The organism is Pseudomonas sp. NFACC24-1 (assembly GCF_900115235.1).
Classification (GTDB): Bacteria; Pseudomonadota; Gammaproteobacteria; order Pseudomonadales; family Pseudomonadaceae; genus Aquipseudomonas; species Aquipseudomonas fluorescens_AA.
The window spans coordinates 338,818-355,322 of record NZ_FOVS01000001.1; the positions used below are offsets into that span (position 1 = coordinate 338,818).

16 protein-coding genes are annotated in these 16,505 nt (G+C 61.6%); all 16 read right to left on the reverse strand.

Annotated elements, in window-relative coordinates; genetic code table 11:
* Positions 1–306 precede the first annotated feature (306 nt).
* The 16 genes from BM317_RS01625 to sctC all read right to left on the reverse strand — a co-directional run bounded on the left by BM317_RS01625 (position 307) and on the right by sctC (position 16,502).
* Entirely contained in the window at positions 307–564 is a 258-nt protein-coding gene (locus BM317_RS01625) for an acyl carrier protein (RefSeq protein ID WP_139235999.1), read from the reverse strand.
* A gap of 23 nt (positions 565–587) precedes the next feature.
* The gene (locus BM317_RS01630; RefSeq protein WP_092472840.1) at positions 588–1,691 is read right to left on the reverse strand and encodes an IpaD/SipD/SspD family type III secretion system needle tip protein; all 1,104 of its coding nucleotides are present in this window, start codon (positions 1,689–1,691) and stop codon (positions 588–590) included.
* 14 nt (positions 1,692–1,705) lie between these two features.
* Positions 1,706–2,806 carry an IpaC/SipC family type III secretion system effector gene (locus BM317_RS01635; protein ID WP_139236000.1) on the reverse strand — a complete coding sequence of 367 codons (1,101 nt, stop codon included), beginning with the start codon at positions 2,804–2,806 and terminating at the stop codon, positions 1,706–1,708.
* A gap of 25 nt (positions 2,807–2,831) precedes the next feature.
* Positions 2,832–4,601, reverse strand: a complete 1,770-nt coding sequence (gene sctE / locus BM317_RS01640) for a type III secretion system translocon subunit SseC family protein (protein WP_092472844.1) — start codon at positions 4,599–4,601, stop codon at positions 2,832–2,834.
* A gap of 2 nt (positions 4,602–4,603) precedes the next feature.
* Complete coding sequence (sicA, locus tag BM317_RS01645; RefSeq protein WP_092166718.1) at positions 4,604–5,086, reverse strand: type III secretion system translocator chaperone SicA; 483 nt, start codon at positions 5,084–5,086, stop codon at positions 4,604–4,606.
* A 273-nt stretch (positions 5,087–5,359) separates the two neighbouring features.
* The gene (locus BM317_RS01650) at positions 5,360–6,394 is read right to left on the reverse strand and encodes an EscU/YscU/HrcU family type III secretion system export apparatus switch protein (protein ID WP_092472846.1); all 1,035 of its coding nucleotides are present in this window, start codon (positions 6,392–6,394) and stop codon (positions 5,360–5,362) included.
* The gene (gene sctT, locus BM317_RS01655) at positions 6,369–7,172 is read right to left on the reverse strand and encodes a type III secretion system export apparatus subunit SctT (RefSeq protein WP_092472848.1); all 804 of its coding nucleotides are present in this window, start codon (positions 7,170–7,172) and stop codon (positions 6,369–6,371) included. Before sctT ends, BM317_RS01650 begins: the two co-directional genes overlap by 26 nt.
* Before the next feature lie 3 nt (positions 7,173–7,175).
* Positions 7,176–7,430, reverse strand: a complete 255-nt coding sequence (locus BM317_RS01660; RefSeq protein WP_092472850.1) for an EscS/YscS/HrcS family type III secretion system export apparatus protein — start codon at positions 7,428–7,430, stop codon at positions 7,176–7,178.
* Between the two features lie 8 nt (positions 7,431–7,438).
* Positions 7,439–8,098, reverse strand: coding sequence for an EscR/YscR/HrcR family type III secretion system export apparatus protein (locus tag BM317_RS01665; RefSeq protein WP_092166724.1), 660 nt, complete (start codon positions 8,096–8,098; stop codon positions 7,439–7,441).
* A complete protein-coding gene (locus BM317_RS01670; RefSeq protein ID WP_092472852.1) occupies positions 8,091–9,014 on the reverse strand; it encodes a FliM/FliN family flagellar motor switch protein in 924 nt (307 codons plus the stop codon). The genes BM317_RS01665 and BM317_RS01670 overlap by 8 nt, the downstream gene beginning before the upstream one ends.
* Positions 9,011–9,880, reverse strand: a complete 870-nt coding sequence (locus BM317_RS01675; protein WP_092472854.1) for a SpaN/EivJ family type III secretion system needle length determinant — start codon at positions 9,878–9,880, stop codon at positions 9,011–9,013. Before BM317_RS01675 ends, BM317_RS01670 begins: the two co-directional genes overlap by 4 nt.
* Complete coding sequence (locus BM317_RS01680) at positions 9,877–10,332, reverse strand: type III secretion protein (protein ID WP_092472856.1); 456 nt, start codon at positions 10,330–10,332, stop codon at positions 9,877–9,879. The genes BM317_RS01675 and BM317_RS01680 overlap by 4 nt, the downstream gene beginning before the upstream one ends.
* Entirely contained in the window at positions 10,316–11,602 is a 1,287-nt protein-coding gene (gene sctN, locus BM317_RS01685; protein ID WP_092472858.1) for a type III secretion system ATPase SctN, read from the reverse strand. The genes BM317_RS01680 and sctN overlap by 17 nt, the downstream gene beginning before the upstream one ends.
* Positions 11,603–11,668: 66 nt before the next feature.
* Complete coding sequence (locus BM317_RS01690; protein WP_092472859.1) at positions 11,669–13,720, reverse strand: EscV/YscV/HrcV family type III secretion system export apparatus protein; 2,052 nt, start codon at positions 13,718–13,720, stop codon at positions 11,669–11,671.
* A 23-nt stretch (positions 13,721–13,743) separates the two neighbouring features.
* The gene (gene sctW / locus BM317_RS01695; RefSeq protein ID WP_092472861.1) at positions 13,744–14,850 is read right to left on the reverse strand and encodes a type III secretion system gatekeeper subunit SctW; all 1,107 of its coding nucleotides are present in this window, start codon (positions 14,848–14,850) and stop codon (positions 13,744–13,746) included.
* Positions 14,847–16,502: a type III secretion system outer membrane ring subunit SctC gene (gene sctC / locus BM317_RS01700; RefSeq protein ID WP_092472863.1), complete on the reverse strand. Its 1,656-nt coding sequence runs from the start codon at positions 16,500–16,502 to the stop codon at positions 14,847–14,849. Before sctC ends, sctW begins: the two co-directional genes overlap by 4 nt.
* Positions 16,503–16,505 lie beyond the last annotated feature (3 nt).

Below are 16,505 nucleotides of genomic sequence, written 5' to 3' on the forward strand. Positions count from 1 at the left end.
CGTCGCCGTCCTCACGTGGCTTGACACAACAAACAACTGCAACAATAACTTAGAAACAACTCTTACGCTTTTCGTTTTTTGAGTGTCAACATGGCAAACAGATATGCAATCTTATCAGCTCTTCTATGTACTTATTTTTATTAATCCGCAAGACAAGTCAACTAAAGAGGCGCGCACCAGCATTCGCACTTACTAACACAGTCAAACACTCATAGAATTGACCAGAACATACGGAAAGCTTTACCCCCCTCACAAGACCATAAACAGTTATTTCACCACAGCTCAACCAAACTACCAAAATTAAATTTAGTCTTTTTCTTTTGCCATTACCAATCCAACAATATCGCTCACAAACCTCCATCGCTCTATTTCATCCGCAGACAATTCAACCTTAAATACTCCTTCAACAAGCATGACTACTTCCACTAGATCCACCGAATCAAAATTCAGATCCTCGACTAACCGCGAATTACCACTGAGGCTCCTCGGCACCGTCGAAAAGTAACCGGACAGCAGCCTTATCACTTCTGTTTCGACACATCTTTCAGTCACTGACGAATTCATTGGTCACCGCTTATTCAGGAGCATTAAAAATTCAACATCGCCCGCAACATATCCCCAAACTGATTCAAATGCGCCGACAAAGTCTTATTGAAGTTATCGTGATAAGCGTTGGCGTTCGAATACTTCTGCGTGAAGGACTGCAATCTGTTTTTCAGAAGTTCCTCCTGGGCGTTGAAGCCGGTTTGCCAGGCGTTGAATGCGGCCGTATCGAGCTTTACCTTGTCGCCATAATCCTTCAGCCCGTTGTGCATCACATTCAAAGGCCCGAGATCGATGACCACACACCAGGGACCGTTCGGCTTGGGATTCTGCTGAAGGCAACTGTCAGGCAGGCCCAGCGCCTTGAGCCATTTTTCCGCCTCTTCCTTGCTCGCTCCGGTATCGGGGGGTGCCGGAAAGAGCATGGCGGCAGGGTTGGGCAGGGAATATTTTGCAATCAGTTTTTCCAGTGCCTCGCGCAACGGGCCTGCACTTAACTCGACCTCTTTACCGTCGTTAACCCCTTCGACCCAATCCTTCATCATCGCGGTGATTTCGGTGTTGAAGTCGGAGAAGAAGTCCGAGTAGGCCGAGATGATGTGTTCGTAGCCGGCCAGGTAGCCGTTCTTGATCAGGTCGATCAGTTCCAGGAGCTTTTCAAAGAAGTCGTTCGAGGAATTAATCGTGGCATCCAAGGCCTCGGCGATTTCCGGCGGTGCGCTCTGCTCGATGGACTGCTTGAGGCTGCGCAATATTTCGCTTTGTTGGTCATCGAGTTGCTGGCGCTGTGTTTCATTCAGCGGCGCCGTTTCCAGGGTGTGGGCTATTACGGCGCAGCATTGGCGCAATTGCAGGGTCCACATTTCGGCGCGAATACGCTTGGCGTGGGTCTGTTCGACGAAGTTCGCCAGGGCGCCTTTCTCCGGCCCTTCGGCCGCCAGTCGGTCGGCGGCCCGGGTGATTTCCTGCGAGCAGATCAGCGCACGCTCCAGATGACGATCGAGGGTCTTGAGCGAGCGCTCCAAAGACGCCGCAGGGTTTGCGACGACTGGATTGGCAGCCGGCATTTCAGGCGGTGTCGGTGCAGGGCTCGCAGTACACAGGTCGACGGGTTGCGGGTGGGTGGATGTGGAACCGTGAATGATCATCAGGTCAGATCCTCTCAAGCCGTCAGGCTTTGAATGATGGCGGCACGGGACTGGAACAGCTGCATCACGATCTCCATCAGTTTTTGCAGCAACGCCGCTTCGGCTGCGTCCTTCTGGCTGACTTCGTCGCTCAGGGCTTTCTGGCTGTTCTGTGCGCTTTGTTGCAGAACGTCCTTCTCACGGGCGGTGTGCTCGCTCAAGCCAACGAGCTTCGACAGCACTTGGCCCAGGTTCATCGACATGGCGCTGAGGGCGCGGCCTATTTCCAGCTTCTTTTCGATGCCTTTGCTGCCCATCTGGCTCAGCCAGTCGGAGGTCTGGCCGACTTTCTGGGCCTTGAGGATTTCAGCGTCGAACCAAGCCTGTTGCTCCGTCGGCAGTGACGAGCCCTTGGGTTGGAAATCGACCGTCTTGATGCGGCCGAAATCATCGAACGTGTTGATCTTGTAGTGGGTTTGCGGATCCCAGTCGTCACGATAGCGATCACGCTTGAGATCGCGCTCAAGGTTGCCGGCCTCCATCGCGTTGCGTTTGTGCAGATTGATATCCGCATGCTTGAGGCTATGACCGTGCAAGGTCTTGACCATGGCGAACCCGGCAACGGCCCCGGAGACGACTGCCCCAGTGATGGCGCTGTACAACGCTGCCTGGCCTGACTCGATAATCGCCGCGCCCTGGGCCTTGGCCGCCTCGGAAGCCATGACCGTGAAATGGCCGCGCAGTTGCGCGTTGGTCACGCGGGCTACGTTCAGCGCAATGATCGCGGCCACCAGTACGTTGGCGTGTTTTTCCCAGGCACCCGGGTCGAATATCAGGTCGTTGCGTACTTCATCGTTGAGCAGCGTCAAAGCAACGCCCAAGTCCTCCCAATCCGATTGAGTGGGCTGGTAGGCATCGATTGCATCCTTGAGCTGAGCCGCCGAGGGTGCCGTGAAAGGGTCGCTACGCAGTATCTGCGTTGCGACGATCCGGTTGAGCACCACCGGGTTCGAAAAGAAACTGCCTTCAAGATCGCTGGAGAGCTGTTGCTGGGCGGTCCGCTCGCTCAGCCTCGCGTCGTCGACTGAATCTTGTTTAAGCACACCGCTGAGGGTTGGAGCATGAATAGAGATCATCATAGATACCTGTTACCAGTGGGTTTCAAATACGCCGAGCCATTTGCAGGCTGGCGGAATGGCTGCGTTGCAGATCGGCGAATACCTGTTCGATCTGGCGGGTTCGTTCCTGCATCGCCTGGCCGTAGTTCTCGACCACCTGAGTGAGGTAGGCGCTGATTTCCTCGCTGATCGCCATGCGCACGCGCACATCCGCCAGGTGCACGGCCGCCTGGGCCTGGTGGTGGCCGCTTTTGATTTGCATTACGCCTTGCGCGGCGACATGACCGAATTCGGTGACGGCCTGGGCGATTTCCAGCTTCGCGGCGTAACCGGCCAGCTTGGCTGCATCGGCGCCGTTGGTGATGAACCCGCGCAGTTGCGTGAGCATTTGCGTCAGGGTCTTGCCGACCGACGTCGCCACCTGCCTCATGGCTTGCATCGCGGCAGGAGTGGCCTGGGAGGCCACCGAGGCCAGTTTCGAGGCGACGGCGCTGGCCGCCGGCCCGGCCACCTGCGCCCCGGCGACGGCCACCAGGGCGACTGCCGCCAGCGTCGAGACAACGCCCTGGATCATGCCGCCGACCTGCCCGATTTCCTTGGCCTTTTCCTCGTCGACCCCCACGTCTATCAGCAGCTGGGTGTAGATCTCGGAGAACCGCTTGATGGCTTCTTGCATGACGATCGTCACCGGTTTCATGGCTTCGGCCGTGAACGACTTGCCGGTTTCCTTCTCGACTATCGCATCGGCAGACATGATCGCAATGCCAACCACCCCTGCCACGATCAGCGGCACGCAGCCGGTCAGGACCCCGGCAACGATGGCGACGACGGACAATACTGCGCCTACGATCTTGCCGATGCAGCCCATGGTTTTCTGTAGGGCCTCGGCCTTGCGGACCTGTTCCAGGTATTTATCCGATTCACGCTTCATGTGCTCCTGAAGTCTGGACTGCATCTCCTGGAACAGCTCCTGGCTGAGCTCCTCCTTGTTCTGCGCCGCCTCACCGAGCAACTCGATGATCTTCAAGCGATTGAGCAATGCCAGGGCACTGCTGCTAAGGGCTTTCTCGTCAGTTTCCTTGTTGGCCGGATCACTGACGCTGGAAACCACCACTCTGGCGACGACCCCGCTCAACGTCCTGGCGAAGGCATTGGCGACCTCGATCAGCTTCAAGTGCGCATCCACGGCCGTGTCGAAAGCCTGGGTGTGGCTCGCCACCTCGCCCTGGAGTTGCTCACGGCGGGCCAGCTCCTGGGCGTACTCAGGCGACTCGGGATCAAGCTGCGCCAGTCGCGCCTCACTGTCGGCCAGCAGCCCCTGGAAATGCAGGACGCGTTCGCGCAGCTGGTCGAGCTGTTCCTGACTGTTCCCGACCTGGCCCTCGGCATCGGCCAGCGCCTGGACAGCAGCGGCGTACTCCGCCGACAGGTTGGCCTGGCCCTGCTGCCTGGCGCTGGCCATGCTCTGCAGCATCGCCAGACGGTTTTTCAGTTTGTTGACGTCGACCTCACCGATCAGCTCGCTGATCATCGCCATCAACAGCGTGAACAGGTCGCCATTGGTTTCCTGTTTGTTGCCATCGGCTCGCGGCGGCGGCGCGTGCAACACGGGGCGGCCAGTTCCGGCGGCGAACGGGCCATCGTGCCCCTCGTACTTCACTGACATCAGGTCCGCCAGTGCTTTGCGACCGGCTTCCTGATAATCCGTGGTCCTGGCGGCCTTGCTGGCAGCCGGGCCATATTTTTCAAAGGCTTCGGTGCGGCTCATCCCCCCTGGGAATAGAGCGCTACGGGTGCTTGCAATGTCAGTCATGTTCAGTCCTCCGAACCATGCAGTTCCATGTTGGCCAGGGTGTCGAGGTAGACCTTGGCCTGCTCGCGCAGATCTTCTTGCGCGGCCTGCTCGAGCACGTACTCGAAACACAATCGGGCCTTGCCAACCTTGCCCAGGGCCAGATGACACTGGCCGGCGTACAGCATTGGCCGGTAGTCCTCCTTGCCTTGGGCGAACGCGATGGCATACAGGTCGATTGCCTTTTGGTGGTTTTGCTTGAGCTGGTGCACCGCCGCCAGTCCCATCCAGTAATGGCTGTTGTAGAAGTCGTAGATGCACAGGAAGTGAAAGAACTTCTCGGCATCGTCCAGCCGCCCCTGTTCATAGAACTGGAAGGCGAAGGCATAGAGACTGTCCATGTGCTCGTCACTGAGGCCTTGCACGTCTTTCAACGCCGCGCCACCGAGCACCGCGTCGACGACGTCCAGGGCCACCTGCTCGTCTTGTTTGTTGTTGCGACTCATCAGCCACACTCCTGAAAAAACGTCAGCGTCGCTGACCGGTGCATTGGGCCAAAACACCGATAGGTCACGCTGCCAAATTGCGCTCATCCGCGTGGGGTTCGCCCCTGGACTGGCAAGGCTGTCCTGCGGCATGTGGCGAGGGGATTTATCCCCGCTGGGCTGCGAAGCAGCCCCAAAAAAAGCGGCGAGCGCTGCGCACTCGAGCGGGGATAAATCCCCTCGCCACAGGTGTACGGCATAGTTGATAGGAATTGTCTCGAAGAAGCGTCGGCCTCAGGCCTGTTCGACCTGCTCCAGCCAGATCAACAGGCGCAGCACCTCCTCGATCTCCTGAACCTGGAGGAAGCTGTAGCGCTGGTGGGTCTGGAAGATCCGTCGGGCCAGGGCGATGTCGTTGATCACCGGCACACCGACCTCCTTGGCGTACGCCCGGACGGCCAGGGCACGTTGGTTGGTTTCCATCACGGAGATGAACGGCAGCACAGTGATTTCCGGGCGGAAATACACGCCGATGGCAATGTGGGTCGGGTTGGCGATGATCATGCGCGAGCTGCGCACGTCGGATTTGACCTGCTCCGATAGCAGCTCCATGTGCAGGTCGCGACGGCGTCCCTTGATCTGCGGGTTGCCGTCCTGCTCCTTGTGCTCACGCTTGACCGAGTCCTTGTCCATCATCTGGTCTTTCATGAACAACCAGTACTCGCTGAGGGCATCGAGTACCACGACCAACAGGATGCAGGCCAGGAACGCCAGCACCAGCACCAGCAACAGATGCCCCCAGATCGCGAGCAGATCCGGTGCCTGGGCGAAGAGCTGGGCGAACAGCAATTGCCGTTGCGTGGCCCAGACGATCCACAGCGCCATGACGAAGCAGCCCAGGTACAACAGCGCCTTGAACGTGTCCTTGACCGTGCGCAGGCTGAACAGTTTTTTGAAGCCATTGATCGGGTTCAATGCACCGAAATTCAGTTTCAACGCTTCGCTGGCCAACGCAAAACCGCTTTGCAACAGCGCCGGCAGCGCACTGGTCAGCACGCACACCAGCAGCAACGGCAACAACGCCTTGAGCCCTACCAGCACCAGCATCACCGAGTAGGCTTGCAGGTCAGCGTCAAAATCGCTGGCGACGATCCGCCGGTAGACCTCCATGACCTCGACCAACGAGCTGTTGAAAACCATGTAGCTGATGCCGCAGAGGGTCAGGCAGGTGATGACCAGGTCCTTGGCCTTGAACGTCTGCCCTTTGCGCGCGGCATCGCGCAAGCGCTTGGCGGTGGGCTTTTCAGTCTTCGAGGCGCTGGATGACATGGCCGCCCTCCCCGCCGCCCAGAGACTGCGCCAGCCCATCGGCCATCGTGCCCATGCGCAAGACTTCGTCCGGCAGATGCACGCCGAAGTACAGCATCAGCACCACCAACGCCACCAGGCTCTTGACCGTCAACGACACGGAGAAAGCGTTCATCTGCGGCGCATAGCGCGAGAGCAAACCCAGCAGCGCCTCGCTGACCAGCAAGGTCGCCACCACCGGCGCACTGATCACCAGCGTCTTGCTCACCAGCAGATCCAGTAGTGCGTGGATGGCCGGCAAATGCATCGCACAGTCGTTGGCCGGCGCACAAATGCGGTAGCTCTGCGCGACGGTTTCGAGCATCAACAGCATGCCGCCACCTTCGAGGAACACCGCCGCCGCGAACAACTGCAGGAAATTCGCCAGCTCCGAGGTGTCGACACCGTTCGCCGGATCCACCGTACTGCTGAGCATGGCGCCGCGCTGGTTGTCGATCAGGTTGCCCATGGCATGCAGCAGCCAGAACGGCCAACACAACAACACCCCCAACAGCACGCCGATGCTCGCCTCGCGCAGCACCAGGCCGAGGAACGCCAGGCTGTCGAGGGCGGGTGTAGGCACACCGATATAACGCCAGAACCCCAGCGCCACCAGCACAATCACCGCCTGACGCGGGGCACCGGTGAGCACGCCGCTGTTGAGAAACGGCAACATGAAAAAAATCGGTGCCAGGCGCGCCACACCCAGGACCGCTGCGGCGAACCAGCCATACAGGTCGAAAAACAACGCCACCGACATCGGCTAGCTCAACGCCAGACGGATAACTTCACGACTGAAATCCAACAGGGTCTCGCCGTACCAGCCCGAGAGCAAAAACAGGCACGCAGCCACCGCCACCAGCTTGAAACCAAACGGCAGCGTCTGCTCCTGCAACTGGGTCACGGTCTGGATCAACCCGACCACCAGGCCGACCACGGTGGCGACGATGATCGGCCAGGCCACCATCAGCAGGATCAGGTACAGGGTTTTGTTGCCGGCATAGACCAGATCGTTCATCGGTGCACCTAGGCCAGCAAGGTCAGGTATTGCTTGACCAGCCCGGTCGACAGCAGCGCCCAACCGTCCAGCGCGACGAACAGCACCAGTTTGATCGGCACGGAAATGATCACCGGGCTCATCATCATCATGCCCAGCGCCAGCAGGATGCTGGAGATCACCAGGTCGACGATCACGAAGGGTAAATACAGGTAGAAGCCAATCTTGAAGGCACTCTTGATTTCACTCAGGGCATAGGCCGGCAGCAGCGCAAACAGCGAGGGCACAAGTTCTTCATCGGCAGGCAGGCCCGTGTCGGTTTCATCCTGGAGCGCCTGGGCCCGCTCGAAAAACTGCGCCAGCTCCGGGTCGGTGTACCTGCGCAGGTAATCCTTGTAACTGCCCAGGCCGTTCTCGGCGAAGTTCACCACCGACTCGACATCGGTAAAGGCCACCGCCTCGCGCTTGTAGTAGTCATGGCCCTGCTTCATGACCGGTGTCATGACGAAAATTGCCAGCATCAGGGCAATCGCATTGAGCGCCATGTTCGATGGCACCTGCTGCAAGCCCAACGCGTTGCGCACGATGACGAACACGATGGAGAACTTGAGATAGCAAGTACCCGCCGCCACCAGGAACGGCAGCAGCGACGCGAACGCCAGCAGCGCGATCAGCGAGACATCATTCATCGGCGCTGGCCCGATAGACCTGGAGCAATTCGACACCCAACTGACCGTCCAACTGCACCAGCTCCCCGCGGGCCACCGGCTTGCCGTTGGCCCGCACCTCGATGTGCCGCGACGCGTCCTCGGTCAACGGGATCAGTTGTCCGTCGATGATGCGCGACAACGTGGCCAGGTCGGTTTCATGACAGGGGAGCAGGAACTCCAGGCGCACCGGGAGCGCTGCCAGGTCGATCGTCGCGTCGGTTTCTGGCGGGTTATCCGCGTTGGCATCGGTCACGCTCGGTTGCATGTGTAGACCCTCCTGGGTAAATGTGAAAGTGCCAAGGCAGTACTCGGCCAGACAACAGCGCTGAGAATGCTGGACGATGCGCACGACATCGCCCTCTTCCAGGCGCATCCGGCTGGCACGGCTCAGGTGGCTGATGCCGAGCATCAACTCCAGGCGCAACGGCAAATCGTCCAGCCATGAATCGACGCCCAAGCCCTCGCTGGCAACGGCTGTCGGCGGCAGTTGCAGCAACCACAGGCGCCCCCGCGGGGTTTCGAGCCAGGGCAGCTCGCGGCTGGGCAATTGCGCCGGGGCGACGCCTTCGATGTCGGACAGCGCCCGGTACTGCAGCTCCTCCATCTCCAGCAGCAAGGGGCGTGGCAACGCCCGAAACAGCTCGACGATGTTCATCAACGACGTTTCCACCTTCAGTAACGATTGCAACTGTGGAAGCGCGCGATACAGCCAGTCATGGGCCGCGACCAACCCTTGCCAGTGGCCGCCGTCGCCGTGGGCGCAAAATCGCAAATAGCCGTCATGCCCTGGCACCTGGCTCAACCCCGTACCACGACCGGCCCGTCGCCAACGTTGAAGCGCCTGGGCCTGGGCATGGGCCAACGGCTCGACCCGTCGTAGCGGCAACGCGCTCATGCCGGCTCCCCGGCCTGCTCGTCCTGCTCCTCATCCGGCGCCTGATGCGAGCCCTGGCGCGACTGCTCGCCGCCACTGTCGGCCAGCCGCCAGGCCGGTTCCCGGGCCAGCTCGAAAGGCGCCTTGAGTTGCTCGAACACCAGGGTATTGCTGGGGTTGAGCGTCAGGTTCCGAGTGGGTTCTTCGGGCACCCGGGTAATCGTTATCTGTCCGCTGGCAGCGCCTTTATTGAACGGTACTTGCAGCACGCCCCGGCCCGTGTCCGGCAGCGCCTCGACCATGACCTCAAGCATTGGCGGCGCCGGCGGCAGCGCCGGTGAAGGGAGGGGCGGTGGGGCAACGGCCGGCGTCTGGCGCGGGCCTTGAGCGCTCATCGGCACCTGGGGCAACGGTTGTTCGTCGAGACGGGGTGCCGTGAACGGCTCCACCACCAGCGGCTCAATCGATGCCGACACCGCAGCTTTATCGACGCCAGAGGCCACAAGCTCCAGGTGCTGCGTCAAACCTGGTTGGGTCAACTTGCCGAACGGCGCGCCTGCCTGTGGAAAAGCCAGAGTGTCCCGAGCAACCCATCGCCTGCCAGCGGGCTCGGTCCCCTCCGTACCCCGGACAACCGGCCCGGCTTCATCGCGCTCAACCGCCAGCATATCCTGTCCCACTTTCATCGCCTGCCCAGCCAGCGTCAGGGCAGCTTCCATCAGGGGGCGCCGCGGCAGGATCAGCGCTGTCATCAGGTCCAGCACACCTTGTGGCAGTTCATCCTCTGGCACCGGGACGAGCTGGTCCAGCAACTCATCCAGCGGAGCTTCGTCGACGGGTTCCAGGGCCTGGACCGGCCCCGTGGGCACTGCAAAGACCTCGTTCATCGCCGCACTCCGATCATCTCTTCCAGCTCTCGCTCTTCGCGGCGCACCGCCTCAAGCCGCTGCCCACGCAACAGCTGTTGAACGCCCCGCGCATACTTGTCGTGTCTGCGTTGCAGCCCACGCAGTTGCTCGCGCTGCGCCTGCAACTGTTGCTCGACCTGCCGGTACTGCTGATCCACGCGATCACGCTCGACACGCAGCAGATCGATGCGTCGCCGGATGACCGCCTGGGTGCGCAACAGCGCCAACAACTGGCCGTGATCCAGCACACAATCATTGGCTTGATGGCTGCTCAACAAACGTTGCAGCGCCGCCTCTTGTTCCTCGAAAGCGGACTGTTCCTGGCGCAGCGACTGCAATTGACGCTGGACACGCAACACGGCCTGCTCGCCGCGTTGCCGACGGAACAGACTGAAGGCCAGCAGGCGTCGTCGATCAAGCAATGATTTCATGCAGGCTCCGCAGGGTTTCATCTGGCTCACTGGATTGATCCGTCGGCTGGCGCAACCATTGGTCGAGGGCTTCGCGACGTTGCAGTGCGTGGTCATTGGCCGCGTCCGCGCCCGGGCTGTACTCGCCCATGTCGAGAAACACCTGCAGCTGTTCAAGGCGCGCCAGGGTGTCGCGAGTCGCGGCCGCCAATTGCCGGACCTCTGGCGTGGTGACCTGCGTCGCCACCCGACTGACGCTGCGCAAGACATCGATGGCCGGGTAATGCCCCTTGGCGGCCAAGGCCCGGCTCAGGTAGACGTGGCCGTCGAGAATGGAGCGAATCTCCTCGGCGATCGGATCCGGCTCGTCGTCACTTTCCAGCAGCACGGTGTACCAGGCCGTGATGCTGCCCGACGCCGTCACGCCCGGACGTTCCAGCAGGCGCGGCAAGGCATCGAACACCGAGGCCGGATAACCCCGCCGCGCCGGTGCTTCACCGGCGGCCAAGGCCAGGTCGCGGCGCGCACGGGCGTAGCGGGTCAACGAATCCAGCAACAGCACCACGCGCCGGCCCTGGTCGCGAAAATACTCGGCGATGGTGGTGGCCTGCAGCGCCGAGTTGCAGCGATCCACCGAGGAAAAATCCGACGTGGCGAACACCACCACGCAACGGGCATGCTTGGGCGACTGGCGCAGATGCTCGATGAACTCGGTGACTTCACGCCCACGTTCGCCAATCAGGCCAATGACAAAAACCTCCGCGTCCGTGTGTTCGATCAGCATGTTGATCAAGGTGGTCTTGCCGGAACCGGCGGCGGCGAAAATACCGATACGCTGGCCGACGCCGCAGGTCAGCAAGCCGTCGATGACACGAATACCGGTGCGCAGCGGCTCCACCACCGGGCGCCGCTGCTGGTACGACGGAGGGTCGGCATCCACCGCACAATCGCGCTGGGCGACCGCTGTCGACGGCGCCAGGCGCTCGACGATAACGCCCTGGGGATCAACCACGCTGCCGAGCAAGGCGTCACTGCACGTCAACTGCAAAGTCGAGCCGGTGGGCACGATCATCGACTCCCGGGACAAGCCTTTCGCCTCGCCCAGCAAACTGAGCAGCACCGCGCCGGGCTTGAAGCCGATGACCTGCGCCCTGGCTGCGACCTGGGGCGAACGCCAATGCCGGCGCACTTCACAGATTTCGCCGACCACCACCTCACTCAGCGCCGCTTCGATCAATGGCCCGCTCAAACGCAAGGGGTGGGCCGCCCGTCTTTCCAGGTGGACATGCATCGTCACGGCTGCTCATCCAGCGTTTCAACAGCCTGCAAAAAGGCGTGCGACATGGGGCAGATCTCCTCAAAGCGTCTTGATGACATTGACCGAGACATTCTCGGAAACCTCGCCGAACGACATGACGTCCAGCTCCCGGAAACGTCCCTCGATCAGTTTCTTGATGTAGCGCCGCACGTCGACCGAACACAGCAGCACCATGTCCTTGTGGGCGATGTGCACGCTGTCCAGGCCGACACTGAGACGGTCCATCAGCTCTTCCGAGTCGGCCGGCTCCAGGTTGAGGAAATTGCCGCCCGAGGTTTGCCGGATACCCCGGCGGACCACGTCCTCGAACTCCGCCGACAACAGCAAGACCCGCAGGTCGTTGCCCTGGGCGAACTTGTTGCTGATGTAGCGGGCCATCGCGCCGCGAACGTGCTCCACCAGCGCCAGCACATCTTTTTCCCGGGAGGCCCAATGGGCGAGGGACTCGAGGATGAGCTTCATGTTGCGCACGGAGATGCGCTCACCGATCAAGCGTTGCAGCACCTCGGCGATCTTCTGCACCGTGACGTGGCGATAGACTTCCTTGAGCAGGTCGGGGTACCGCGCTTCCATTTCGTCGAGCAACTGCTTGGTTTCCTGCACGCCGAAAAACTCCTGGATGTTGCGCGCCAGCAACGTGACCAGGCAGCGATAACATTCTTCGTCGGCGGGCCGCAGGTGATAACCCAACTGCTGCACCCGCTCGCGGTCGGCGGCCGTAACCCAGACGCCGCCCAGGCGATTGCTGTCGGTGCCGCGCACCAGGGCAAAGCCCAACGGTTCCAACTCGGGGGAATAATCCAGCAGGCGCCAGTGCTCGAAATGAATATCGAACTGCTCGGCGCGCACTTCATTGATCAGCACCGCCACTTGATGGACCGGCAGCGCCTCGCTGGCCCGCAGCCGCGGTTCGGGAATGCGCAGCCCGTAATCGACGAAAAACTGGCTGCGAAAGCGCGCCGCCCAACGCTCCTTCTCCAACGCTTGCAGGCGTGCCGGGGGCACCAGCAGCATCAGGGCAATGGTTTCGGTCGCAACGTTGTCGACGTCATCGATCAATCCCGACTCTCCCGGTCCCGCGCCGGCCTCGGCAGGTTCGCTGCGGCTTTCCCCCGATCCAGCCGGGCGCGAGGCGCGGCGATGGCGCACGAACACCACCAGCCCCAGCACCGCGGCGATCGAGAGAAACGTCAGCAGTGGAAAACCGGGCAGCAAACCCACGCCCACCGCCAGCAACGCGGTGACGCCCAGGACGAATGGGTTGCCCAGCATCTGGGTGAGCATGTTGCGCCCCAGGTTGCTGTCGTCGCCATTGACGCGGGTGACAATGAAGCCGGCGCCGATGGCGATCAGCAGCGCCGGGATCTGGGCGACCAGGCCATCGCCGATGGTCAACAGGGTGTAGGTCGACAGGGCCGTGGACAGGTCCATGCCCAGTTGCCCGACGCCGATGGCCATGCCGCCGATGAAGTTGACGAAGATAATGATGATGCCGGCGATGGCATCGCCCTTGATGAATTTCATCGCGCCGTCGAAAGAACCGTACAACTGGCTTTCACGCTCCAGCACGCTGCGTTTTTCCCGCGCCTGGGCCGCATCGATGGCGCCGGCCTTGAGGTCGCCGTCGATACTCATTTGCTTGCCGGGCATGCCGTCCAGGGAGAAGCGCGCCGCCACTTCGGCCACCCGCTCCGAGCCTTTGGTAATCACGATGAACTGGACAATGGTGACGATGGAAAAAATCACGAAACCCACCACCAGGCTTTCGCCGATCACGAAGTCACCGAAGGAAGCGATGATCTCGCCGGCGTCGGCCTGGTTGAGAATCAGCCGGCTGGTGCTGATCGACAGGGCCAGGCGAAACAAGGTCGTCAACAGCAGCAGCGCCGGGAACGTCGAATAACTGAGGATGCGCTCGATGTAGAACGAGCCCATGAACACCAACAACGAGATGACGATGTTCAGGCCGATGAGAAAATCCACCAGCACCGTCGGCAGGGGGATGATCAGCATGGCGATGATCATCACCATCAATGTCAGGATCAGCAGCTCCGGACGCGCGCCGACACTTCGCAGGAATACATTGAGCATTCAGGCCTGGCTCCGCGACAAGATCATGGTTGACCGCCGCACTGGCGCTGTTCGATGCATTCGTGGGCATAGGCGATGTCGGCCAGGCGGGTGAACTGAATGGCCAGGCGTTGTGGCGCCTCTTCATCGGCAAACAGCGGCGGCGGCAATTGCAGGCTGAGCCGCCGCAGGGTTTGCAGCAACGTCGAACGCTCGCGGTGGGCACTGAGCAGCACCGGCTCGCCCAACGCCCCGAGCAACAGCTGGTCGAGGTCGTCGGGGTAGGTCAACACGCCGAGCAGGAACACCAGCCATTCGGCCTCATGGGGGTTGTGCCGACAGATCAGTGCATCGCCGAGCACGGCGCCGATAAACAGCCCATCGGCCGAACGCAGGCGCTTCAGGTCGGTCACCCGGGTCAACAGTTGGCCGAACTCGAGGCGCGAGCAACTGGGGTCCTGGGCGCTGATGTCGGTGAGCAACGCGGCTTCGATGAAGGCCAGCACATTCATGCGCTGTGCCGGGCCATACAAGGCGATCCAGTCCTGGTAGCAACCGAGCGGGCCTTCGTCGGACTCGAGAAAATCCCGGTAGGTCTCGCGCAACAGCCCGGCCCTGACGGCCATGCTCTTGCCGAACATCCTGGCCTTGAGCGCGGCGTTGATCCCGGCGTTCATGCGCTTGGGGGAACCTTGGGCAACCACCGTCTGCAAGAGTGTTTCGAGGCGTTGGCGGGTGTGGGTTTCCAGGTTGCGGCGGCGCAACAACGCCCGCAGCACCAGCGCCAGGTCGCTGTCATCGGGGAACAGGCGGCGCGCCATCTGCAGCAACCAGGCCACGGGCTTGTCCGCCAGCCGCGCCAGACCCAGCACCTGGCGGGCCTTGGGCACGGTGTCGTCCTCCAGCACGCGCTCGAAGGTATCGGTCAGGGTCTCGGACTTGAGTTCGAACAACCGTCGGGCACGGAACTGCGTCAGCGCCGCCGACAACTCGTCGCTGATCTGCACGATGCGCTGCGCCACGGCCGCCGTTGCGCTGTCGTCCAGCGTCGCCTCGGCGTCGACTTGCGGTTGTGGATGCTCGGCGGCCTTCTCGGCATTCAACCGGGCCTGGGCCGCCCGACCGCCCATGGAAACCGGTGGCAGGATCATTGCTCGGACATCCGGAAGTACATTCGCCGCACACGCTCGTGTTGCTCAGGGGTCAGCAATGGCATGCCCAACTCCACCGTGGTGGATTCAAGGGCGTCGCGGATCTCCTTGGGCTGGATCAGAAACACCCGCACCGTGTTGGCCGAGCGGCCCTGGCGATAGCTGAACAAACGGCCGATCCACGGAATCGACCCCAGCACCGGCACGCGGCCGATCTGCTCGCCGTGATCGTCACGGGTGAAGCCGCCCACCAACAGGCTCTTGCCCTGGGGCACCCGCGCCACGGTACTGATGCGGGTACGCCCGACCGTCGGCAACGCACTGGGCTGCTCACCCCGGCCGGGATTCTCGACTTCGTTGCCGTCCTCGATATTGAGCGACATCTCGATCTCGTCGGCCTGGGCGAAACGCGGCAGCACGTTGACCAGGGTGCCGTAGGTGATGTGCTGCAGATCGACGCTGCGCTCCCCCACCAGTGGGGCGTAGAACGTGCGGTTGTTGTCGAAGATCGCCGGCACGTTTTCCTGCGTCAGGATCACCGGTCGCGAGACCACGTTCGCCCGGTGGGTACGTTCCAGCGCCATGACCTGGGTCACGAACGAGGCGCCGTCGAGGGTGGTGGCCGAGCCGGCGTTGAGCGAGGCGCTGAACTGCCCGCCTGACTTCACCGCGCCCTGCCAGTTGATGCCCAACTGGTTGAGCTCATCCTTGTGCAGGTCGATGATCCACAGCGACAACTCGACGTGGCGTTTCGGCGTGTCGAGGGCGTTGACCAGGTTCTCGATGAAGCGCACCTGCTCCGGCAGCCCCTTGACCAGCAGGCTGTTGGTATCCGGGTAGGCCACCACCCGAATGTTGCCGGCGGCCACCTCGCGCGCAATGATGCGTGGGGCCGTCGGGTCCTGGTCCGAAGAGGTGTTCGCCAGGCCTTCGAGGGGAAACACCGGCATCGTCCCCCGCGGCCGCGGTCCGGGGGTTTGCGCCACCGACGGCTCGACCTGTTGCTGCTCGCCGCGCAGCAACGCTTCGATCACGGTGGCCAGCCCGGGGATGGTCACCTTGTCGTCGCGCAGCTCATATTGGCGGTCGCTGACGAAGGTGTTGCGCACATGGATGACGCCAATCTGCTGCTTGCCCAGCAACAGTTCCGAGCGCTGGTTATCCATCAACCCGGCCGCCTGCACTACCAGGTCGACATACATCGGCGGACCCGACACATGGAACGTCCGCAGCCCGTCGTGGCGCAACGGATAACGCCCATCGTGCAAGCCCGAACGCCCGAGGAACGCCTGGAGCTTGGCGACGGTCAAGGTCTGCAACGACATCATCGCGCTCTTGATTTCCGAGGCGTCATACAGGTAGATCGCCTGGCCATCGCTGTACCAGATCAACCCCATCTGCGCGCTGACTCGCTCGAACGTCCGTTGCGGCGTGCGCAGATCGAACGTCCCGCCAATGCGCTTGGCCGCTGCGGCCTTGCTGACGATGACCGGCTTGCCCAAGGACCCGGACAACTCGCTGAAAAACGTGCGTGCGCTCTGTTCCCGGGCCTCGAAGGTATAGACATTGGCGGCCGCGGCAACGGGGGCGAACAGGCACGCACCGTTCAAGCAGAGGGATAACAGGACCCGGGATAACGAACGAGGGATCATCGA